Annotated in this window: 19 protein-coding genes; 11 read left to right on the top strand and 8 right to left on the bottom strand. The window is 38.3% G+C overall.

Features of this window, described 5'->3' with window-relative positions; translation table 11 throughout:
- Positions 1-111: 111 nt before the first annotated feature.
- From FEE95_RS05060 to FEE95_RS05080, 5 genes are all read right to left on the bottom strand, one after another.
- The gene (locus tag FEE95_RS05060; RefSeq protein WP_138656733.1) at positions 112-636 is read right to left on the bottom strand and encodes a hypothetical protein; all 525 of its coding nucleotides are present in this window, start codon (positions 634-636) and stop codon (positions 112-114) included.
- Positions 637-686: 50 nt separating this feature from the next.
- Positions 687-1937, bottom strand: coding sequence for a DUF6638 family protein (locus tag FEE95_RS05065; protein WP_138656734.1), 1251 nt, complete (start codon positions 1935-1937; stop codon positions 687-689).
- Positions 1937-3898: an AAA family ATPase gene (locus FEE95_RS05070; RefSeq protein ID WP_138656735.1), complete on the bottom strand. Its 1962-nt coding sequence runs from the start codon at positions 3896-3898 to the stop codon at positions 1937-1939. The genes FEE95_RS05065 and FEE95_RS05070 overlap by 1 nt, the downstream gene beginning before the upstream one ends.
- Positions 3899-3903: 5 nt before the next feature.
- Positions 3904-4956, bottom strand: coding sequence for a hypothetical protein (locus tag FEE95_RS05075; RefSeq protein WP_138656736.1), 1053 nt, complete (start codon positions 4954-4956; stop codon positions 3904-3906).
- A 122-nt stretch (positions 4957-5078) separates the two neighbouring features.
- Positions 5079-6419, bottom strand: a complete 1341-nt coding sequence (locus FEE95_RS05080; protein WP_138656737.1) for a coiled-coil domain-containing protein — start codon at positions 6417-6419, stop codon at positions 5079-5081.
- 214 nt (positions 6420-6633) lie between these two features.
- Here FEE95_RS05080 and FEE95_RS05085 point away from each other — a divergent pair, with 214 nt between their 5' ends.
- Positions 6634-7476, top strand: a complete 843-nt coding sequence (locus FEE95_RS05085) for an N-acetylmuramoyl-L-alanine amidase-like domain-containing protein (protein WP_138656738.1) — start codon at positions 6634-6636, stop codon at positions 7474-7476.
- A 2-nt stretch (positions 7477-7478) separates the two neighbouring features.
- Here FEE95_RS05085 and FEE95_RS05090 read toward each other — a convergent pair whose 3' ends face one another.
- Positions 7479-7853 carry a VOC family protein gene (locus FEE95_RS05090; protein ID WP_138656739.1) on the bottom strand — a complete coding sequence of 125 codons (375 nt, stop codon included), beginning with the start codon at positions 7851-7853 and terminating at the stop codon, positions 7479-7481.
- 21 nt (positions 7854-7874) lie between these two features.
- Positions 7875-8762 carry a helix-turn-helix transcriptional regulator gene (locus FEE95_RS05095; RefSeq protein ID WP_138656740.1) on the bottom strand — a complete coding sequence of 296 codons (888 nt, stop codon included), beginning with the start codon at positions 8760-8762 and terminating at the stop codon, positions 7875-7877.
- 203 nt (positions 8763-8965) lie between these two features.
- On the opposite strand from FEE95_RS05095, the gene hemA reads away from it, so the two are divergent.
- The 9 genes from hemA to FEE95_RS05140 all read left to right on the top strand — a co-directional run bounded on the left by hemA (position 8966) and on the right by FEE95_RS05140 (position 18556).
- Positions 8966-10225, top strand: a complete 1260-nt coding sequence (hemA, locus tag FEE95_RS05100; RefSeq protein ID WP_138656741.1) for a glutamyl-tRNA reductase — start codon at positions 8966-8968, stop codon at positions 10223-10225.
- Positions 10222-11808: a hydroxymethylbilane synthase gene (hemC, locus tag FEE95_RS05105; protein WP_138656742.1), complete on the top strand. Its 1587-nt coding sequence runs from the start codon at positions 10222-10224 to the stop codon at positions 11806-11808. The genes hemA and hemC overlap by 4 nt, the downstream gene beginning before the upstream one ends.
- Before the next feature lie 124 nt (positions 11809-11932).
- Positions 11933-12961, top strand: a complete 1029-nt coding sequence (gene hemE, locus FEE95_RS05110) for a uroporphyrinogen decarboxylase (protein ID WP_138656743.1) — start codon at positions 11933-11935, stop codon at positions 12959-12961.
- Positions 12962-12988: 27 nt separating this feature from the next.
- Complete coding sequence (locus FEE95_RS05115) at positions 12989-13522, top strand: GNAT family N-acetyltransferase (RefSeq protein ID WP_138656744.1); 534 nt, start codon at positions 12989-12991, stop codon at positions 13520-13522.
- Between the two features lie 3 nt (positions 13523-13525).
- Positions 13526-14428: an oxygen-dependent coproporphyrinogen oxidase gene (gene hemF / locus FEE95_RS05120; protein ID WP_138656745.1), complete on the top strand. Its 903-nt coding sequence runs from the start codon at positions 13526-13528 to the stop codon at positions 14426-14428.
- Between the two features lie 170 nt (positions 14429-14598).
- Positions 14599-15378 (top strand): hypothetical protein, encoded by a 780-nt coding sequence (locus FEE95_RS05125; protein ID WP_138656746.1) that lies wholly within the window; start codon positions 14599-14601, stop codon positions 15376-15378.
- A gap of 54 nt (positions 15379-15432) precedes the next feature.
- Entirely contained in the window at positions 15433-16728 is a 1296-nt protein-coding gene (locus tag FEE95_RS05130) for an ATP-binding protein (RefSeq protein ID WP_138656747.1), read from the top strand.
- Positions 16728-17957 (top strand): tetratricopeptide repeat protein, encoded by a 1230-nt coding sequence (locus tag FEE95_RS05135; protein ID WP_138656748.1) that lies wholly within the window; start codon positions 16728-16730, stop codon positions 17955-17957. The genes FEE95_RS05130 and FEE95_RS05135 overlap by 1 nt, the downstream gene beginning before the upstream one ends.
- Complete coding sequence (locus tag FEE95_RS05140; protein ID WP_138656749.1) at positions 17954-18556, top strand: hypothetical protein; 603 nt, start codon at positions 17954-17956, stop codon at positions 18554-18556. Before FEE95_RS05135 ends, FEE95_RS05140 begins: the two co-directional genes overlap by 4 nt.
- Before the next feature lie 24 nt (positions 18557-18580).
- Here FEE95_RS05140 and FEE95_RS05145 read toward each other — a convergent pair whose 3' ends face one another.
- Positions 18581-21220 (bottom strand): DEAD/DEAH box helicase family protein, encoded by a 2640-nt coding sequence (locus FEE95_RS05145; protein ID WP_138656750.1) that lies wholly within the window; start codon positions 21218-21220, stop codon positions 18581-18583.
- A 70-nt stretch (positions 21221-21290) separates the two neighbouring features.
- Here FEE95_RS05145 and hemB point away from each other — a divergent pair, with 70 nt between their 5' ends.
- Complete coding sequence (hemB, locus tag FEE95_RS05150; protein ID WP_138656751.1) at positions 21291-22280, top strand: porphobilinogen synthase; 990 nt, start codon at positions 21291-21293, stop codon at positions 22278-22280.
- Positions 22281-22289 lie beyond the last annotated feature (9 nt).

A 22289-nucleotide genomic window follows, 5' to 3' on the forward strand; every position in this document is an offset into this window, starting at 1 on the left:
TAGGAAATTTCAATACCTTAGCTAAAATGCATCTCCCCCGTAACTTTAGGACGCTCGATGCGACTGAGATTTTCTAATTGCAATACTGAATGTGCCAAAATCTGGCTATTCCTATTTTATCATCCCTTTATCCTTAAATCGGTCTCTTGCCGATTTCTTAGCCTCAACTTTTGGTTGCGTCTCAGTAATTTCTTCAACCTTGGCCTTGGGTTCTTCGATGGCTTCCTCTTCTCCATCAACTAGATCTTCTACTAAGTCCTTTCCTTTATCAAACACCTTTTCTAGGTTCTCCTTACTCGTACTATCCCTAGTAAAAATTACCGCAGAGGCGACGTAACTTCCTATCAAAGTTCCTACAATTGCTGATGCGAAATATTGAATGAAGAATACATTTATTGGTGTTACAAAAGTGACTATTCCGGCACCAACTGCAAATAAAAGGGTTATCCATACCAGGCGGAGTAAAAAAGGTTGCTGGTGAATAAATCCTTTTCGGTTATCCGATTTCATTTGCAAATCTTTAGCGTGAGTTATTTTATTAGCTAAACGATAGATTTTATTGCTTTTTGACTCTCTCCAATACCAAACGATTCCGAACAAAATTGCTCCGATAAATACAATGATTTCTAGTGTCATACTTTTTATTTTTGGCTACTCCCTTATAAGTTGTTAATACTTCAATATTGTTACATTCCCTGTTTTTGGTTGTTTTCAAGTATCTCTTCAATCACCCAATCCTGATAGTCGGGTTTCCATTCTGAGTATACCCTGTAAAACTGTTCTTTATCATACCAAAATAGATGAACTGGGTCTTTCGGTACAATCTTAGAAAGCAATTTCCAAGCTAATTCTTCCTCCTCTTCCTTTAACGAAGGATGCGGTTCATGCAGCACTTTTACAAAATGCGGGTCGACATATTCCTGAAGCTTAAGGTTCTTGTCGACAATCAAGCGCTGATAATACAATTCCACCCCCGAAATTCTTTTTTGGACTTCTTTTGGCAGCTTATTAAGATATTTCTTGAACAGAAAATGACTGTCTAAAATTTCACTTAAGGGATGTTCTGTTTTTTTGGTTTCTTCAACAAAGACATGCTTTTTAATTCGGTCGTATCTCTGACTTCGCATAGCTCCTTTGAAGTCCTTTCTAAGAACCAAATTACTTACTAAAGCATCCATTAGTTCGTCATGGTCTTTATGAAATAACATTACTTCATGAGCGGAGTCGTTTATAGCACTTTTGAACATCTTTTCATCTTCGAAAATCAAGATTTTCTTTACAAAGTTTTTCAGAACGAACACACCACCAAAAGCCCTGGTATAAAATGAACTTACTTTAAGTTGTATAGGTTCGAGCTTCAATCTCCGTCCTCTTAAATCGCCATACTCCTTGGCGGAATTCAACAAATGATTATGTACATCACGGTCGATGAAATTATTATCTCGATTGAAAAAATTGATGAAAGCTTGTTGCTCCATCTGCTTTTTATCCAGGTCATTTAGAAGTGCAAACGTGACTTCTATTTTATCATAGCGTAATAAATCAAAAGGTTCAAAGAAGGCATCAATCTTTTGGTCTAAATGCAAAACCAAAGCGGAATCTTTCGTAATATCTCGAATTTCCCGTCCGTAGGCCGCAAAAACAGCTTCCATTACATCGCGGTCAAAACTGTGCGAAGGCATGTGTACGGGTTTGTTTTCTTGTTGGGGCGAAATGATAATGGCATTTACATTTGCCTCACCGGTATTTAGATAGTAATTGTCTTTTTTCTCAACAGCTACTTCGGGACTCCAACCCATTCCGTCAATGGAAAAGGTTTTGAGTTTGGTCGGCGTAACCCCAAGCATGGCCAAACATTCATTGTAGCGCTTCGCCAACGAGCCCGAAAGGGTCGTCAACGCACCACCAAATAAACCTGCCGCCCTTAGTTTCTCCATTAGTTACCGTTCTCAAATAATTTGTTCGCTTCCAAACTAACATTTAAATCATGAACACGCTGGTCGACTTTACGTTTGAAATCTGTATCTGCAATCGTGGCCACATTATCCAAATAGCGGACCGTTTCTTGTCTTCGGATGTCAGAAAAGTCAAGTCCTTTCATATTTCCTTTCATCAGTTCCTTCAACATTTCAAATTTTGTGTCATAGTCTTTTTTGAAATATAAGGTTGGGTCATTAAACCAATCTTCGGGAAGGTCGAAATCTGTCAGCCTTAATGAAACAGCGCTTTGGATATTTCGGATATCCCGTGAAGAGAAAAACGGAAATGAATTCTGAATGTGCTTGTACAGTTCTGCAAAAAACATATGCTCATTAGTCTTGTGTTTAGCTTCCGTCTGCTCATATATTTCAAGTACCTTAGCTTCGGTCGGCTTTTCAGATTGATTTAAAATCTCGCTTAAGTTTTTTGCTAAACCTTGTTCGCTCAAGAATTTATATTTCTCCGGATTTTTCATGTTTACAAAGTCCGGCATCGTTTTTTCAAACTTCTTCCACCAGATATAATCTTGGTCAATAAAATCGGGAATAGTACGAGCTCCATCAATCTTAAATCGCCCTTGCACACGAGAAATCACCGCTTTATCCAGCATTTCAGGAAGGTTTGTGAACAATCCAATAGAACTGTTGCCGTAATTAATAGCATAGGCACCTTCAGTATATCTTAGGAATACACCAATTACTTCTTTTACCCCTGCGGAAACACCTTGTGCAGTTCGTTCCTGCAAGTTGTTTTCAGCGTCATCAATCGGTGCAAAAATGAGTTTGTTTGGGTCTTGTAGCGGTTTCATCCATTGCACCATTTTTTCCGCGGAACCTCCTTGAAACGTAGATATCAAAGTGTCCGGCATTGGATGAAATAAAAACGGAATATCCAAGACATCACATTGTTCTTTCAACTTGGTGGCGATGGCGGCAATCAACATACTTTTGCCCGTTCCGGGGATTCCGTAGCCCATGAAGACCGGCATGAATCCGCCTAGCTCTTGAAAAGGATTCTTCTTGGCTGCAAAATCATAACTCATCATTCGTTCGGTCAGACGGCGCGCGAAATGCTTCGCATCACGGTTACCAACAATTTCCTCAAAGCGGATTTTATTGAACTCAACACTTACCGCGGTTCCTTCAAAAACATTCTCCCATCCAGAAATCGCGAACTCACTTTTTTCAAGCTTGTAGGTTCTATCCTCTATGGTTTCGGTATACTCGAAAGTGCTAAGACGCTGCTGTATTTCTGAAATAAGTGCTTCGAAGTATACTACGGTAAAATTGGTTACCTCCTCATCTGAGGTAATAATCTCAGGATGGCTCATATACTTATCGTAGTAAAACAACATGCATGAAATTCCCTTTAGTGGCGAAAGCACCGAAAGCTCGGGAATGCCCGCAAACTTGTTTTTCATCACACTCAAATCATCCGAAGCCACAGGTTTTAAATCGAACAAGATGCGACAGGCGATACCGTGTAACATAAAAGCCGTTGCCGTTTGTTGTTTGGAATCATACTCACGACGTTGACTAACATCTAAGGTAGACTTACGCTCATTTAAGGTTGACAATCCCGAGGCATCTGAATAACTATCGCGCAGCCAAATGCCCATCGTTAGACCCTCCTGCAAAGCATATAATGCCCTGTTTAAATGCAAGGGAATGGCAACCGAATCAGGTAATAATCGCTTCTTTAAAGACAGAATCGTTTTTGAAACCGATGTCACTTCATTGGTCGCATTGCCTGTTGCTTTAGACAGGTATAAAAGAATAGACTCATCCTTTTTGTTCTTGTTTCGGCTTTTGGCTTTACCACCTTGTTCCCATTGAATACCTTTTAAATAGGATGTCGCCTCGTCACGAAGCGAATTCAACTCGGAGTTTTTTATAGGGAATGTGCTGTTGTGTTCCATAAATGTTATTCTAGTTTCAAACTCGGAATCTCAATTGGATTCCCTGTTAATGCATTAATGGTTTCAGGGATATTGTCATACATCGCTTGCATTACACGATGCGGACAGAAAAGGTAGTTCTTTGCTTTTGACTTTTCCCAAACTTGTAAAACTTGTTTATTGAAGAAATTGCCTTCTTTGAATTCAGAAGTCGAAACGGCTTCATCAATATGAACCGAAATCGCATAAGCCGAAAGGTCAAAGGTTTTTTCTATAATTGCTTTCAAAATGACATGCGTAACTTCAAGCTCATCTTTCGCAAAAACGCTATGCAATGGACCTAAATCTATTTTTTTAATACGCTTCGGAAATACGTAGGGCAGCTTCTTATCAATAGCATAAGCCATCATGTCAATATCCATATTTCGATCTGCAGTATTTTCTAGAGCCGCATAAATTTCTCCTTTTACATCTTCAACTTTCTCCTTATGCAAATCGAAGTACATAAAGCAAATAAAAGGTCGGTTAGCCGTTACATCATAGAAAGACCAACTGACCATATGCTCGGCGTCCAATCCCATTACAGGAAGGATTTTGCCCTGCACAAAACGTTTGTAAATAAACTGCTTTTCTACGGATGAATAGTAAATAACTGATGCTGCTTGATGCAACTTTCGGTCATTGATGGGTTGCTTATCTTTTAACAAGGTTTCGAGAAATTCTGCCTTCACTTTTGAGACATCGGGAAGCTTGCTAACGTGTTCTTGCTTTAACTCCAGGTCGTTATACAGGTACCGAAACTCTAAGTAATTCGGAAATCCGGATTCGGTTAAATCCACACGCATTTTTTCATCATCATCAAATAGGTATTTGATTCGGAAGGCTTCCAGCGAATAGGTCAACAACTCACAATACTGCTTTACAAAAGTTGTCTCGGCATCAGTGCAGATATTTTCCTTTTCGATACTATTAACCAATTCGTTGAGTGCATGCGCAACAATCTTAAAATAGACTTTATACTGCTCTTTTGTTTCTAGAACAGCGCTATCTAAAGGTGTAACGATTTGGTTAATGGCCATGAGCTAAGTAAGTTTTTATAAAAAATGGAAGTCAAATAGTTGCTGTCTCCTCGAGCGGAGTCGAGAGGTAATTGTTCTCGACTCCGCTCGAACTGACAGTGAAAAACTCTAAAAAGTTGAATTTAACTTAGTAAGTCATCTTCAGCAGCTGGCGCTGGCGCAGGAGCATCGTCATCCCCTTTTTCTGAGGGCGTAGCACCATCATTGGCATAGTACTCCTCAAAAATCTCCTTCATATCGATACCATATCTATCGGCGAAGTTCTTTTGAATTTCAGAATCCTTGACCCGGATTTCTTGAAGCGCTTCTGCATAACTGGAGTATACGCCTTGCATCACTTTCTCATGCACAGGAATGTTATCCATCATTTCTTGACGTGCTTTGGCACTTGCGGTATGCATAGAAGCTAAGGTTTGTCCGATATGTTCATCTGTTTTGACACCTAAATGTTCTAGGATTGCTGCAAACTCTTGATCAGTTCTTGCCTTTAAAGCGACAACATAACCATCATAATACTTCAAGCGTTCATCGGTATCACTTTTCAGTTTTGCACGGTGTGTTTGCAAGTTGCTTCTAAGTGAAGTCAATACTTTAATGGTCAAGTTGTGCTTATGAACAAAACTATCTTTACTAGCTGCAAGTGTGGTATACGCATTTTTCAGCCCCTCTAATTCCTCAACCTTTTGCTCGATAGTTGTAACTTTTCCTATAGCTTCAGAGTAAGCCGAAGATTGCTTATCTGAAATCTCTTCGAGGGCTTGACGTGCTTGTTTTAAAAGTGCATATTGCTCTTCCAACTTATCTTCAGTCTCCTTTTTCTTTTCGAGCGCCTTTGTATGATTCTTGCTTGCTTCGACTATCGCCACCTGAAGTTTGTCTTCTACTTCCTTGATTTCAGTTTCGCGTGTTTTTAAACGACCAACCGCTGCCTGACTTTTATAAGACAACTCATTCAACAAGGTTTGAACATCAGCCGTTTCAATTCGCTCTTGAAACATGGCCTTTGCCTTCATATCAGCACCTTCTCTTGTTTTTTGTGCCGCGTCAAGTTCTGCCTGGCGCTTTTTGATTTTTGACTTTCTACCCCAAAGGTTGTTCCACCAATTGTCTTTTACCTTTTCCGCATCTTCTAAAGCTATTTTAGCGCGTTCCAAAGCTTTCTGAGCATCATCGATAACCTTTTGCTCTTTTGCATTTAGTGTCGAGAATTTTTCAAAGATGATACCAACCTCATCTTGGTAATCGGTCAGGTCTTTGATAGCCTCTAATAGCGACTTTCTATCAGTTTCGGCCATTCCCACAACATCATCAAGGGTGGCATTCAATATTTTCTGACGCACATTTGGGTCATCTTCTTGTGCAAGCTTGGACTTCATTTGGTCCACCGCCTTGCCCCAATTGACATCTACTTTTTCTTGTTTGGAAGTGGAATCTGTTTCTAATAAATCAAAATCGTCGGCCATTCTATGGAGTGTTTTTAGGTTTATAAATTTGAACTTTCAATTTCGGTAAAAAAACCGAGGTGTAAAAGCCCTTTCGTTTAAGAGCGCAAATTATATGTATATGGAATTTTAGTTTTGTTACGAATAAAATAAAATTCGATTTCTAAAAAGGAGGTATTTCCATATTCTTACCAAATTAAACTTGGCTTAATAATTGCTTATTTTTGAAAGATATATGAAGACAACAAATCTACTCTTGTTTCTTTTTTTGACTGTACAGGTTTTAAGTGCGCAACAAATCACATGCTCAAAAGCAGATAAAGAAGCCTTTGAAAATAAGACCATTGAAATTGATGGATTGCTAGAAAGTAATCTCGGAAAAACCATTGTAGCGGTTGGAAAGACTTTTAAGGGTATTCCTTATGTCGCCAAAACCTTGGAGATAGGAGAAACTGAAACTTTGGTTATTAATTTACAGGGACTCGATTGTACTACTTATGTCGAAAATGTTTTGGCTTTTAGCGCCTTATTACGAGAAGGGAAAGCCGATTTTGAAAGCTTTACAAATATTCTAAAAACCATTCGGTATAAAGATGGAAAGCTCGATGGATACGGATCACGACTACATTATTTTACAGAATGGATTCGTAACAATGAGAAAAAAGGTTTATTGAAAGATATCACTGCTGAAGTTGGTGGAATTGAAATCAAAAAGGATATTAATTTCATGGGAACACATCGTGATTTGTATCCTTTTCTGAAAGACGATAATAACTTTGAAAAGATTCTGGCTACAGAAAGGGAATTGGCAAAAGAGAGTTTTTGTTATCTCCCTCAAGATCAAATCGAGGCAAGCGAACATTTGATTCAGACGGGAGATATCATTGCTTTAGCAACCTCAATAAACGGACTCGATGTTACCCATACTGGAATCGCCACTCTTGAAAAAGATGGGCGAATTCATTTGTTGCATGCTTCAACGGGTTCCAAAGAAGTAGAAGTCTCTGAACTTCCATTGGCAGAATATTTAAAGAAAATTAAAAAGAATACCGGTATTTTGGTTGCACGACCCTTATAGATTTAAATTCTCCAAGGCGGGTTCTTTCGGTTTACTCCTCCAAAAAATAAAATAATTTGGTTATTGTCAACATCTCGTAATCGAGCTTCACGCCACTTCCAATTCTTATCATTTGGAAGTTCTTCAAACTCTATTCCCTTTTCTATTAAAGCTTTTACATGTTCATCTAAGTTTGAACACTCAAAATAGACATGTACTCCATCCCCAGTGGGTAATTTTTCTACTTGATGAATAGAAAACGTTGCATCTCCTTCGGGGCATTCAAATCGAGCGTAGTGTGGTAAGGCTTCAACAATCAGTTGAAGACCAAGTTTTTGATAAAAAGGAATTGACTTTTCTAAATTAAGCGAAGGGACCGTTATTTGGTTTAGGTTCATTTTTGAATTCTTATGGTATCATCAGTTAGCCAAACCCATCAAATATTTCTTGGGCGTGGTGCCATACTTCTTTTTAAAAGCAGCGATAAAATGACTCGCTGTACTATACCCGACTTTTAATCCGACCTCATTTACATTGTGTTGTCCTGTTTCAAGCATTTTTCGGGCGTATTCCATCTTATAATCAAAAAGAAAACTGAAAACTGAATCTCCATAAATCTGTTTAAAGCCCTCTTTCAGTTTTTTAAGGGATAACCCGATCTCCTCTGAAAGTTCTGTCAGCGTTGGTGGTTCTGCCATTCGGGAAATCATTATTTCTTTCGCCTGACGGATGCGGCGCACATTGTCCTCGTCCACTAAAAAGGGACATTGTTCAATGTCAGCTTCCGAACCTTTGTTGAAGTACAAAGAAATCAATTCGTAAACTTTCCCTTTGATATACAATTCTTTAATAGATGGATGCAGGTTGTAATTCATCATCTGACTCAATACTACCGCAATAGCAGGACTCACACCTTCTTGAGTATAGTATTTCTTGTCTTTATTCTCCTCACTCAAAAATGGAATATAGCTTGCTTCCTTTGAGAAAAGGGAATGGAATTTTCGAATCGTCATTACCACTGATACCAACCATGAATTGGGGTTTAACTCCAAGTTTAAGGGCAAGTCCATTTGGGTATTATAAAGCAAAAGAGAGTTTTCCTCGGACACTTCCAAAGCATACCGACCGTCATTGAAAACAAACTTGGCATTCCCCTTAAGACAAAAGTGAAATTGAATAAAAGAACTATCTATTGCACGGCTAACCTTCTGAATATGAGATGTATCGTTCTGAATTTTAAGCACATAAAATCCTTCTTCTATTAAAACTTCCTGAAAAGAACCTTGAGCGACATTTTTTACTTCCATAAAAACCAATATTTAATGCATTCTATTTAGAAAGGTTCTAAATAGAATACTGCAAATCATCTGATAACCTTATAAAAATAAAGCTATTCAACGAAAAAACATTGAAATAGGTGTAAAAATACTCGTATCGATACTAATTGTTCCGCTAGCGTTATTTTTTTAAGTTCGATGCTTCTATTTTTGCTTCCGTTCGGAAAAATTGCATGAAGGATTATCACATTTCACGACACAGTTCTTTTTATACCATAGGTCTTAACTACAAAAAGGCAGATGCTGAACTTCGTGGTCGTTTTAGTATGGAAAACGCCCAAATGATTTCCCTTTTGGAAGATGCCAAGGACCAAGGCATTGATGGTTTACTTGCTACTTCTACGTGCAATCGAACGGAATTACACGGCTTTGCGCAACATCCATTTCAATTGATAAAATTGCTTTGCCAACACACCCAAGGTACAGTAGAAGAATTTCAAGAAGTCGCTTATGTGTACAAGAACAATGACGCTATTGGCCATTTGTTTAAAGTAGGTACGGGATTGGACAGCCAAATACTTGGTGATTTTGAGATTATTAGTCAGCTCAAACAAAGCTTTAATCGTTCTAAAAAATTGGGTATTGCGAATCCGTTTATTGAGCGTTTGTGCAATTCGGTTATTCAAGCAAGCAAGCGTATCAAGAACGAAACCGAAATTTCTTCAGGCGCTACTTCGGTCGCCTTTGCTTCGGTACAATATATCATGAAGAATGTGCCTGAGATTTCAGAGAAAAATATTTTGCTCTTTGGAACTGGAAAAATAGGAAGAAACACTTGTGAAAATCTAATCAAACACACCAAAAATCCTCATATCACTTTAATCAACCGAACACGAGGTAAAGCTGAGCAAATTGCCGGAAAATTCAATCTTGACGTCAAAGATTTTGGTGATTTACAAACTGAAATCAGAAAATCAGATGTTTTGGTAGTGGCTACTGGGGCACAGTCACCAACGATTTCCAAAGAACTTATCTATACAAAGAAACCATTACTGATTCTAGATTTGTCTATTCCTAAAAATGTTTCAGACGACGTTTCCGAATTGGAAAATGTAACTACGATACATTTGGATCATCTTTCGCAAATAACCGATGAGACTTTGGAGCGACGCAAGCAATTTATTCCCCACGCGGAAGCGATAATTGAAGATATTAAAGAGGAATTTATACGGTGGTTGGAAACACGAAAATTCGCTCCGGTTATCAAAGCTTTGAAGAAAAAGTTGAAGACTATGAAAGAGGAAGAAATGGACTATCAGTCTAAAAAGCAATCCGATTTCAACGAGGAGCAGGCTGACCTTATATCCAATCGTATCATTCAAAAAATCACCAAACAATTCGCCAACCATCTCAAGGATGATTCAGTAGATGCGGACACTAGTTTGGCACTTATCAAAAAAGTTTTTCAACTCGAAATCGAATCTCAACAATGAGCAAAGTAATACGCATCGGTACTCGCGATAGTGAATTGGCATTATGGCAGGCAAATGCTGTTAAAGATATGCTCGAAGAATTGGGGCATCAGACCGAGTTGGTTCCAGTAAAATCTGCTGGAGATTTGGTTTTGGATAAACCCCTCTATGAATTGGGCATTACTGGTATTTTCACAAAATCTTTGGATGTTGCCATGTTAAACGGCGATATTGATATCGCTGTACATTCCATGAAGGATGTGCCAACTGCGCTACCAAAAGGAATTGTGCAAGCAGCCGTTTTAGAGCGTGCAAATTTCATGGATATTCTTGCCTACAAAGACAATCAAGAGTTTTTAGCTCATCCGGAAGCAACCATTGCTACTGGTAGCCTTCGGAGAAAAGCACAATGGTTAAATCGCTACCCAACACATACTGTGGTTGATTTACGTGGAAACGTAAATAGCCGCATGCAAAAACTGAATGACAACGATTGGAACGGAGCTATTTTCGCAGCAGCAGGATTAGATCGCATCGGACTAGAGCATGAGCATACCATAGGTCTAACCTGGATGGTGCCCGCACCGGCACAAGGTGCAATCATGGTTGTTGCCATGGAAGCAGATGAAGAAATTCGGGAAATCTGTGCAAAACTAAATCATGAGCGCACAGAAATCTGCGTAACTCAAGAGCGTAAATTTTTAAGATTATTAGAAGGCGGTTGTACTGCCCCTATCGGTGCTTTATGCTATATCAACAATGATAATAAAGTTGTTTTAAAAGGAGTGTTATTAACGGTTGATGGCTCTAAAAAACTAGAAGCAGAAATCACCGCTAATCTTGGCGAACATCAAAACTTAGGAGTTGATTGTGCCAATAGCATTCTCGCACGTGGCGGTAAGCGATTGATGAGTGAAGTCCAAAATGCTTCCCTGCCAACACATGTTTATGCCACTAAAAAACTAACCGAAGCACAAAAACGATTGTTCAACAATGTGATTGGTGTGAAGTCCGATGATTTTATTCGCGTTAGCATGAATAGGCTTTCCCCTGCAAAGCTAAAATCAGAATTTCAAAATGTTGTTTTGACAAGTCAGAACGCTGTGGAAGCTATACTTTCTAGCGTTTCACCCGATGAACTAAAGTTCAAAAATATTTACTGCGTAGGCAGAAAGACAAAACGTTTGATTGAAAATAAAATCGGGCCCGTTGCTCAAGTAAAAAGCAATTCAAAAAAGTTAGCAGAATATCTAGTAGAATTTATTGATGGTACAGAAGTAACCTATTTCTGTAGCAACATTCGATTAGATGATTTGCCTACTATTTTGATGGAAAATAAGATTAGGGTTAATGAAATAGAGGCTTACGAAACCAAACATGCCAAAATAGAAGTAGATGATTCTGTAGAAGGAGTTTTGTTTTATAGTCCCTCCACAGTGGATAGTTATTTGCAAAACAATTCCACTAATAAGATTGCCTATTGTATTGGAGAAACCACTGCGGAGCATGCTAGAAAACATTTTGAAGATGTGAGGGTCGCGAAGATGCCTTCAGTGGAAAGTGTGATTGAATTGGTGAATGAGAACTATAAAAAGAAAAACTAAAACGTCTTTGCGAGGTATTCAAGTGAAACGTAGAATGCCGAAGCAATCTGTTAAACGTATCTAGAAAGGTTCAACAGATTGCCGCGTCGCGAAAAGCTCCTCGCAAAGACGAATAATAAGCAATATGAGTATTAAGAACGATTTGTTTTTACGCGCCCTAAAAGGCGAAACCGTTGAAAGACCTCCTGTTTGGATGATGCGTCAAGCTGGGCGATATCTTCCTGAGTTTATGGAAATCAAAGCCAAATATGATTTTTTTACGCGCTGTCAAACTCCCGAGTTAGCCTCTGAAATTACGGTGCAGCCCATCCGCAGGTATGGTATGGATGCTGCTATTTTGTTTTCTGATATTTTGGTGATTCCACAAGCGATGAATATTGAGGTGGAGATGAAACCTAATTTTGGTCCGTATTTACCTAATCCGATTCGTTCTCAAAAGGATTTGGATTCCGTTATCATTCCGGATGTTGAGGATGCCTTGGATTATGTTATTGAAGCTATCAAAGCAACGAAAGAAAAGTTGAATGATGAAGTCCCACTTATTGGTTTCGCAGGGTCTCCATGGACGATTCTTTGTTACTGTGTGCAGGGACAAGGCAGTAAAAACTTCGATAAAGCCAAGGAATTGTGCTTTACGCAACCTGTTGTTGCACATTCCTTACTTCAAAAAATCACGGATACCACGATTGCCTATTTGAAAGCAAAAGTAAAAGCAGGCGTAAACGCTGTACAAGTCTTTGATTCTTGGGGAGGCATGCTTTCACCAACGGATTATCAAGAATTCTCTTGGCAATACATTCAACAGATTGTTGATGCCTTAAAAGATGAAACTCCGGTAATCGTCTTCGGAAAAGGATGTTGGTTCGCGTTAGGAGATATGGCAAAGTCAGGTGCTTCCGCATTGGGTGTAGATTGGACCTGTTCTGCACGAAACGCTCGTTACCTAACCGGAGGAAACATTACGCTTCAGGGTAATTTTGACCCATCGCGTTTGCTATCGTCACCAGCTGACATTAAGAAGATGGTAACCCAGATGATTAACGAATTTGGAAAGGACAAGTACATCGTAAATTTAGGGCACGGTATCCTTCCGAATGTTCCTGTGGAAAATGCAAAAGCATTTATTGATGCCGTAAAAGAATATACCTTCTAACCCCTAAGGTGAAAATAAAAAGCTGTGGTGTTCTTAGAGTTCGATGATTATTATATTGACGCTATCCATGAAAAATATGCATGGCGACTTTGTGATTTTTGCACAATAAACACTGAGCGCCTGCAACGTTATTTTCCGAAGACTCTTGAACAAAACCTAACTCCTGATTTATCAAAATACTTTGTGGAGCGAAAAATTAGGGCTTTTCAAAACAAAGAAGAATTTCTGTTTGTCCTAAAGGAAAAAGAAAATCATACCCTCATCGGACTAATCTATCTCAAAGAATTGGATTGGGAGAAAAAACAAGGTGAGCTAGCCTATGCATTAGGCTATCAAGTAGAGAGCAAAGGCTACATGACCGAAACCGTCAAAGCAATTTCCAAGTGGGCTTTTGGAGAACTACAACTGGAAACACTGCAAATCATTACCCATAAGTCCAATTCAGGCAGCATTCGTGTCGCGCAGAAATGTGGTTTTACTTGGCAGAAAGTCCTACTTGGAGAACATACCCCGCCAGGCGAAAGTCCATTAGACATGGAATTATATGAACTTTATGCTTAAATCATGAAAGACAAATTTTACACATATATTCAAAACCTTCAAGACACTATAACTTCTAAATTGGAAGAAGTTGACGGCAAGGCCAAATTTCAAGAGGATATTTGGGAACGCCCAGAAGGTGGAGGTGGCCGCACGCGCGTCATTGAAAATGGAGATGTATTTGAAAAAGGCGGCGTGAATATTTCCGGGGTTCATGGAGCCCTCCCCGAAAGTATGCAGAAGTATTTCGGAGTGGAAGATGCGGACTTTTTTGCTTGTGGCTTAAGTTTGGTTTTACACCCAAAAAATCCGATGGTACCGACGGTTCATGCAAATTGGAGGTATTTCGAAATGTATGATAAACAAGGGAATATTGTTGACCAGTGGTTTGGAGGAGGGCAAGATTTGACTCCGTATTATCTTTTTGAAGAAGATGCAATTCATTTTCATTCCGTTTGTAAAAAAGCTTGTGACTCACATCATCCTGAATTCCATTCAAAATATAAAAAGCGCTGTGACGAATATTTTTGGAATACACATCGTGGTGAAGCGAGGGGTTTAGGTGGATTGTTCTTTGATTATTGCAAAGCGACCGACAAGATGCAAATGGAAGATTGGTACAACTTTGTTACAGAAGTTGGCGATAGTTTTTTAGAGGCTTATATACCAATTGTTATAAAACGTAAAGGCATAGGATTTACTAAGCTTCATCGCGATTGGCAAGAGGTCAGAAGAGGGCGTTATGTAGAGTTCAATTTAGTACATGATAAAGGTACATTGTTCGGTTTAAAAACGAATGGACGTATCGAAAGTATCCTCATGAGTCTACCACCTCATGTACAGTGGAAGTATGACCATCACCCTGAAGAACGGAGTGAAGAAGCCAGGCTTATAGAGGTATTGAAAAAGCCCAAAGATTGGGTATAAATTTATTTTTTTGGTATGGCTAAAAAAGGAAAAGCAAAAAATACCGTTAATAAAGCGAAACATACCAAGCTTATGAATCGAAAAAAGAATAAGCTGAAGAAAGAGGAAGCTTTCAGAAAGGAACGCCTTAAAGCCATAATTAAGCAAAGCTTACTAAAAAACCAAAACGAATGACTTTACTAAAATATGTAGCTCGCATAGGGCTCATTATAAATTGGAAGACACTTTTGATTACCTTTCTATCTATCGTTTCCACAGCATTTTGTCTTCATTATGAAATTAAGGCAGACTTTCCTTTAACCTTGATCGGCACCGCTATTGTTTTCCCCATCGTATTCTCTATTGGCGGAGCCTATAAGCGTCGTGAAGTTGCCTTAGATGAGTACGGTTCTATAAAAGCGCATGGACGAGCCTTGTACTTTGCGGTTTCGCATTGGCTGGAAAATCCGCCGGAAGAACTAAAAACCGAATTGAAGGGACACCTGAAGTCTCTTATGAATTCTTGTAGAGAGATTTTTACACAACCTGTCGACCGATTGGAAGAATATGAAAAAAATGTGTATTCTGATTTTCACGAACTTTCCGTTTTTATAAAATCTATGCGTTCACATGGCTTGCCTTCTGGTGAAGCTTCCAGGTCCAATCAATTTCTAAGTAAAATGATGATTTCCTTCGAACGAATCAAACATATTTATCAATATCGAACTCCCCGTACCTTGAGAACCTACAGTGATATTTTTATTGTTATACTTCCCGTTATTTACGGCCCTCACTTTGCAGAAAGCGTAACAAGTTATAGCTATGGGCTACAATTTGCGGTACCCGTTTTGTTTAGTGTGATTCTAGTGGCGCTGGATAACATTCAGTCGCATTTGGAAAATCCTTTTGACCAGCAAGGGGAAGATGATGTTCATATCAACGTAGAAAAGTTTATTCGAAATTTAGGATAGCTACATAAGGCTATACTTGTGGTTAATTACATATTTTTATAAAAAATCACCAAGATGTTAGAAAGTCTTCTTGAGGCATTAAAGTTATCACCTAATAATGTGCCTCTTAAATTCCAAATCGCTAAGCTTTACCTTCAAAATGGCCAGTACGAAGATTCTCAGAATCACCTACAGGATATAATTAATATTGACCCTAGTCATTTAGATGCCAAATACGAGCTTGCAAATTGTTTTTATAGACAAAGCAAGCTATCCGCTACTGAAGTATTGCTCGAGGAACTAATTAGTAATAGTCGGGAGAACCGCTTTCTTGAACTACTTTGTTATTGTCAAATCAAGCAAGAAAACTACTCAGATGCGCAACAAACTTATCAGAGTATAATCGAGACCGATCCATCATATTCCAATGAAGATTTTGACGCCAAACTCAAAGTAAACACCATTTCTGATGATAGTGAGTTTGTTGATGAGGACGCCATTTCATTTCTTAAAAAGCCAGATATGGGATTCAAGGATATCGGAGGAATGGATCATGTGAAAAACGAAATATCCTTAAAAATCATTAAACCCCTAGAGCACAAAGACCTTTATAAGGCTTATGGGAAAAAAATTGGAGGGGGAATTCTTTTATATGGCCCTCCTGGTTGTGGAAAAACACATCTTGCTAAAGCTACTGCTGGTGAAATAAATGCAAATTTCATCAATGTGGGAATCAACGAGATTCTAGATATGTGGGTGGGAAGTTCAGAAAGAAACTTGCATCAAATATTTGAAACGGCCCGTAGAAATACACCTTGTGTCATATTTATTGATGAAATTGATGCACTGGGTGCCAACAGAAATGATGTGAACAAGGCTGCGGGTCGAACAGTTATCAATCAGTTTTTATCAGAACTTGATGGCATTGATTCCGAAAATGATGGAATATTGATTATCGGAGCCACTAACGCGCCGTGGTATATCGACCCAGCTTTCAGAAGACCCGGTAGGTTCGATCGAATAATCTTTGTTTCGCCGCCAGACCTTCAAGCAAGAGCTGCTATTTTTGATATTCAACTGAGAGATAAACCTATAGAAAATATAGACTTTGCTGCTCTCGCAAAAATTTCAAAAGAGTTCTCGGGGGCAGACATCAAAGCTTCTATTGATGTCGCAATAGAAAACAAACTGGAAAAAGCTTTTGTCGATGGCATTCCGAAACCGATAACCACAAAAGATGTTTCGAATGCTATTAAAAAAATGAAACCCAGTACCAAAGAGTGGTTTGGATCTGCCAAAAACTATGCTCTGTATTCAAATGATGGTGGACTATATGATGATATTCTGAAATACTTGAACATTAAAAAGTAATGGAATCGAAAAATCTCACCCGTGGCACACAACTAATTCAGCTTGGAAGGTATAAAGAAGCCATTCCTTTCTTACAAAATGCTATTGCAGAAGATCCCGACAATTGGACTGGAAAATATCATTTGGCAATTTGTTTTTTTGATACCGGCGAATATTCCAAAGCATCAAAATTAGCAGATGGTTTGTTGCATGACATGCCCAATGATCCGGATTTATTTTTCTTGAAAGCTCAGATAGCGCTGCGTCAAGACAGGGATGAGGAAGCTATGGAATTTGTTAATGAAGCCATCTCCTTATATCCTTATAGTGCTGATTATTTTGCCTTTAAGTCTGGATTATTATTAAACAAGAAAAAATATGAAGAGGGCTTAAGGCTTGTGAATGAAGGATTAAAAATTGATGCCAAAAACGCATACTGCCTTAATATTAGAGCTCAGATCCTTACCAAGCTCGATCGGGTAGAAGAAGCGAATGAGACCGTAGAAAACATTTTGTTCGACAATCCCGAAGACAGCTATTCGCATGCAAATGTCGGTTGGGTTGAACTTGAAAACGGAAACAATAAAAAAGCTCTAGAGCATTTTAAGGAAGCTTTGCAATTTGACCCGAATTTCGAATATGCCCGCGAAGGGATGAGTACCGCACTTAAAAGCAAAAATTTCTTTTACCGTTGGTATTTGAAATATTCATTTTGGATTGCAAAACAATCCTCTAAAAATCAATGGGCCTTCATTATAGGCATCTACTTAGTTTATCGCGTAAGTATTAAGGTTTTGAGTGCTAGTGATATGACCTATCTTGCCATACCCTTGATGATTGCCTACTTGCTTTTCGCTCTTGGTGGATGGATTATGGAACCTTTGTCAAATACCATTTTGAATTTTGACACTTATGGGAAGTACTTACTGGCTAAGGATGAAAAAATAAGCGGCTACGTTTTCGGCGTCTTATTGGTTTTGGGAATAGCAGCGATTGCTACCTTTTATTTTCTAAACATGGAGTACGCCCTTGTACTTGGGGTAACCTTTATCTGTGCCTTGTTACCACTTCCTAGAGGTTTTTTGTTAAAAAGTAAAAAAGCTAGGTTAATGGGAATTATTTATGGTTCAATCATGATATTGACGGGTTTAATCGGACCTTTCTTCATCGATATGTATACAATCGGTATTGCGGTTTTTATAATGATGATGGCTTACACTTGGATTGGAAATTTTATTGAAAGACAATGAAAAACAAGCTGATTCTATTTGTTTCGATCGTATTATTTGCAATGTCCTGTACTACCAAAAAATCAAAAAGCGATATTGAAGTAGTATTTACGCAGGACACCTTAAGCGTTGGTTATACGTATTGGTGGCCACAATCCGGGCCGTTTATTGGGGCATGTGGAGAAGAACTTTCACTTGTTTTTGAAGGAACAGTTACAAGTCTTAATGAACCAACGGATGACCCGGGCCCATTGTACACTTCCCAAAAGGGTATTGTCGAAATTGAAAAAGTATATAAAATCAAGGATTTAGGGGCGAATAGCTACACAGGGCAAAATTTTTTTACAACCGATTGTTTTTATCAAAGTGGTGTAAACATTGGTGACCAGGTATTGATTTTCTGTTACGATTATGAAGATAGTTATACAATTCCGGGTAAAAATTCTATTGTTAAAATAGACCCAATGGATTTCGCAACAGTTGCCTCTATTCGCACCTACATTGATTCTGACCAGAATCCGCTTTCTATTAAGGAAGATATTGAAATATGGGAAGCACATGACTTAGGAGAAGGTCTTAAAGAAATTATTCAGTGTAAAGAAGAGATTGGAGTTGAGTAGTTTCAATAACGCTCTTAATGCTCATTATTTCCAAGTAATCGCTTTTTTAGAAACTTCTTTGAATTGATACATAATATGTGAAAGTCTTGCTTTCAACAACTCTTTTCTTCCCTTTAGTGAACGGGTATACAAGAGTTTTGATGAGTCCACATGTTTTTTCCAACATTGATGAAAAAGTTGGGCGTCTTCTTTTCGCTTTCCAAATTGGGTAGGCACTACGTAATAATTTCGTAAGCCCCAATGGCGCTTTATCCAATGTTTATATACTAGTAAATATCTAGGATTTTCAACTGGTGCTAAAATCTCAGCCAATAAGTTCACAAACAAGGTGCTTTCTGCATTCGTGGCGCCTTTAAGATAACACACAAATGTTCCGTTTAGCTGTTGTTCCGTTTCCACAGATACTTCTTTAATAGGGGTATGCAGTCTATCTGTTCTATTTACAATATCTAGTAATGCGTTCCCAATCCTCTTGGTTTTCTTGTAGGTGTTTCCGAATAACAAATACAGTTTGATTGCCTTATAGGTCTTCGGTGCGAACCCAACAAAAATTCCTGCTAAAAAAATATAAATAAATTGAACTACGCCTTTCGTAAATAATGTTCCTAAATGTTTTATCAAAAACTCCGGAAAAAATAAACCTGCGCCTACTACTACCTCGAGAAACAAATATTTCGAAGCACTACCCCATCGCAATCTTTTTGCTTCCTTAAAGGGCAATTTATCTAAATAAGGTATTTTAACTTCACGAATAAGAACACTCCCTTTTTCAATGGCATCAAACCACCTGTTCTTCAATACCTTTCTTTGTGACGCTGCTTCAAACATCTTAGCGTTCAAAGCTTCTAGATTTATGTTAGGATTAAAATCAGTAGGAATTTGAAGTCGCTCTATTCCATTTTCGATATACGTGGTTTTTGAAAGTGATACTCCTGAAAATGCTTCAAATCTTTTGTGTAGTTTTTCTAGGTCTTTGCCTCCGCCTATAACGGTTGGGTCAAGACAAGCTAGATGCCAAATGTTTCCGGTTTTATTTGGTATTTTTTCATCTATTCGAATTGCACGTCCGCGCATTTGATTTGAAGACACGAAAGAACCGATATAAGAAGCTAATATCAAGGTGTTTATAGCGGGAGCATCCCATCCTTCGCCAAGCAAAGACTTTGTGCCCACAAGAATTTTAAGAATCCCTTTTTGAAACAATTTTGTTATACTCGCTACGATGGTATTTTTTACTGAACCAAAAGAGTTAATGACAACGAATTCATCATCCGATTCTAAGGTCAGAGCCTTAAAATTTGAACTACTCACTTCCTTTTTAAAATGGTGTAATGAACCTTTAGGTATGATGACCAAAGAACCTGATAACACGCCAATATTTTCCTTTGAAACGCCAGTAGTTCTTAGGTATTGAAAAATCGAAACCACACCTAACTTTTTGAGTTCAGTAGTATCGTCACCGTTAAAATCTAAATATTCTTTTCGAATAAAGTCAGTCAGTATTACCGCTTTTAGCTCTTGTCCTAATCTCCCTTTTTCAAAAGAAACTATCTCAGAAATACTTTTTAATTTAGAAGGACTATTGGCTAGGTTTCGATACAATTGTTCATCTCCGATAAAATTGACCCTTTTCTTATTGTAGACACCTATTCGAGAAAGTTGCTTCTCTATATCAAAAAGTAAGGCTTCATATGCTTCTAGTGACTCCCGTTGTTCTACTAATAATTCTTGCAGTAAAACTTCTAACCATTCATAGGTTAAGTTGGGAAATTGAACATTATTAACATCAAATCCTAAAAACTTGAGCTTCTTTTTATCGGTTTTACGTCCACAGGCATTTAAAAAAATTAGTATCGATGAGAAAAATTCTGGATTCTCATATATATCTTCTAGCGACTGCTCTGATTGAGTATATATGGGAAGTTCTGTTATCAGTTTTTGAAAATCGGCATTAGCAACCAACGCATTATTAAATGCAATTATCTGTTCCCGATACGCAACGATATATTTGATTTGAGCTTCATCGGGTTGAGAGAAATGAACAAAATCTTGGTGTGGACAAAGGTCCCCGTTTGCAATTAAGTCGGGTACTGCAATTTCATCATCGAGCGGGCCACAAAGCTCAAAATATTTGTTCAATTCTTGAGCAGTACTGTCATAAGGTGGAGTGGCTGTCAGCGAAATTACAGTCATATGCTCTATCTGTTTCAACGAGAAAAGACTCTTCCACCAAGCATTTTTTAAATGATGCGCTTCGTCTAAAACAAGGGTTTGTATATTATGTTTTGTAATGTAATCAAGGAGAGACTTTTCACTTTCAATTAAAGATTTATCTAAAGCATGTAAAGATTGATAGGTTGAAAAGGTGAGCAAAGATGGTTTTTTGATATCTAGAGTGTAATTGTCAAACGCATTATTGGCAAGAAAAAAAGTCTCTAGCCTATCTTTCCATTGATTTCGTATCGTAAGTGTAGGTGAAAGGATAAGCGTAGGTTTATTTACGCGTATCAGCATTTCCAGACCCAAAATAGTTTTGCCCGACCCAGGTGGAGCTACGATATGAAGGTGGTTATCCTTAATGTGATTTTCAAAACGGTTAAGGAATTTCTCTTGATAACTTCGCCAAGTAAATTTGAATTTTAAATTTTTTTGGAGTTCGCTCAAGAGTTAAGGTGTTTTGACAAATTTAAAAGGATAATAAGTAACTTTGAGTTTCATAAAAGAGGGCAATTCAATGTATCCATTAAAAAGAAACCGTAGACTAAGAGTAAACGATTCCATTCGTCATTTAGTGCGCGAAACAATCATAACTCCAAGTGACTTTCTAGTTCCATTATTTGTTGTGGAGGGAAAAGGAGTTAAGGAAGAAATAGCTTCTATGCCCAACTATTATCGCATGAGCCTAGACAATCTTGAAAAAGAGGTCAAGGAACTATGGAATATGGGACTTTGCGCTGTTCTTCTTTTTGTAAAAGTCCCGGATAATTTAAAGGACAATAAAGGGACAGAAGCCTTGAATCCCAACGGATTGATGCAATTAGCCATAAAAACAGTTAAGAATGCTTGTCCAGAGATGTTGGTGATGACGGATGTAGCCCTTGATCCTTATTCTTCTCTAGGTCATGATGGAATTGTTCAAGACGGACAAATATTAAATGATGAGACTTCGGAAATTCTTGCGGAGATGAGTGTAAGCCATGCCGATGCAGGAGCCGATTTCGTCGCACCTAGTGATATGATGGATGGACGTATTTTAACGATTCGGGAAGCCTTAGAAGACGAAGGTCACATCAACACTGGAATTATGAGCTACAGTGCAAAATATGCCAGTGCATTTTATGGTCCTTTTCGAGACGCTTTAGATTCCGCTCCTGTAAATATGAAAGATGTACCTAAAAACAAGAAAACCTATCAAATGGATTCTGCAAATCGTTTCGAGGCGATTTCGGAAACCCAAGCTGATATCGATGAAGGTGCGGATATCGTAATGGTAAAACCCGGATTGGCTTATTTGGATATTGTTCGAGAAATCAGAAATGAAGTTGATGTCCCCGTTGCGGTATATCAGGTAAGTGGAGAATACGCCATGTTAAAGGCCGCAGCAGAAAAAGGATGGTTAGACCATGACGCGGTTATGATGGAGCAATTACTTGCCATAAAAAGAGCCGGTGCCAATATCATTGCGAGCTACTTTGCGAAAGATGCTGTTCGATTGATGGGATAATTATTCTAT

The sequence above is a fragment of the Maribacter algarum (ex Zhang et al. 2020) genome, from assembly GCF_005885635.1.
Classification (GTDB): domain Bacteria; phylum Bacteroidota; class Bacteroidia; order Flavobacteriales; family Flavobacteriaceae; genus Maribacter_C; species Maribacter_C algarum.

Coding starts and splice junctions, on each gene's coding strand:
- FEE95_RS05060 (WP_138656733.1), bottom strand. CDS start 636: ATGACACTAGAAATCATTGTATTTATCGGAGCAATTTTGTTCGGAATC.
- FEE95_RS05065 (WP_138656734.1), bottom strand. CDS start 1,937: ATGGAGAAACTAAGGGCGGCAGGTTTATTTGGTGGTGCGTTGACGACC.
- FEE95_RS05070 (WP_138656735.1), bottom strand. CDS start 3,898: ATGGAACACAACAGCACATTCCCTATAAAAAACTCCGAGTTGAATTCG.
- FEE95_RS05075 (WP_138656736.1), bottom strand. CDS start 4,956: ATGGCCATTAACCAAATCGTTACACCTTTAGATAGCGCTGTTCTAGAA.
- FEE95_RS05080 (WP_138656737.1), bottom strand. CDS start 6,419: ATGGCCGACGATTTTGATTTATTAGAAACAGATTCCACTTCCAAACAA.
- FEE95_RS05085 (WP_138656738.1), top strand. CDS start 6,634: ATGAAGACAACAAATCTACTCTTGTTTCTTTTTTTGACTGTACAGGTT.
- FEE95_RS05090 (WP_138656739.1), bottom strand. CDS start 7,853: ATGAACCTAAACCAAATAACGGTCCCTTCGCTTAATTTAGAAAAGTCA.
- FEE95_RS05095 (WP_138656740.1), bottom strand. CDS start 8,762: ATGGAAGTAAAAAATGTCGCTCAAGGTTCTTTTCAGGAAGTTTTAATA.
- hemA (WP_138656741.1), top strand. CDS start 8,966: ATGAAGGATTATCACATTTCACGACACAGTTCTTTTTATACCATAGGT.
- hemC (WP_138656742.1), top strand. CDS start 10,222: ATGAGCAAAGTAATACGCATCGGTACTCGCGATAGTGAATTGGCATTA.
- hemE (WP_138656743.1), top strand. CDS start 11,933: ATGAGTATTAAGAACGATTTGTTTTTACGCGCCCTAAAAGGCGAAACC.
- hemF (WP_138656745.1), top strand. CDS start 13,526: ATGAAAGACAAATTTTACACATATATTCAAAACCTTCAAGACACTATA.
- FEE95_RS05125 (WP_138656746.1), top strand. CDS start 14,599: ATGACTTTACTAAAATATGTAGCTCGCATAGGGCTCATTATAAATTGG.
- FEE95_RS05130 (WP_138656747.1), top strand. CDS start 15,433: ATGTTAGAAAGTCTTCTTGAGGCATTAAAGTTATCACCTAATAATGTG.
- FEE95_RS05135 (WP_138656748.1), top strand. CDS start 16,728: ATGGAATCGAAAAATCTCACCCGTGGCACACAACTAATTCAGCTTGGA.
- FEE95_RS05140 (WP_138656749.1), top strand. CDS start 17,954: ATGAAAAACAAGCTGATTCTATTTGTTTCGATCGTATTATTTGCAATG.
- hemB (WP_138656751.1), top strand. CDS start 21,291: ATGTATCCATTAAAAAGAAACCGTAGACTAAGAGTAAACGATTCCATT.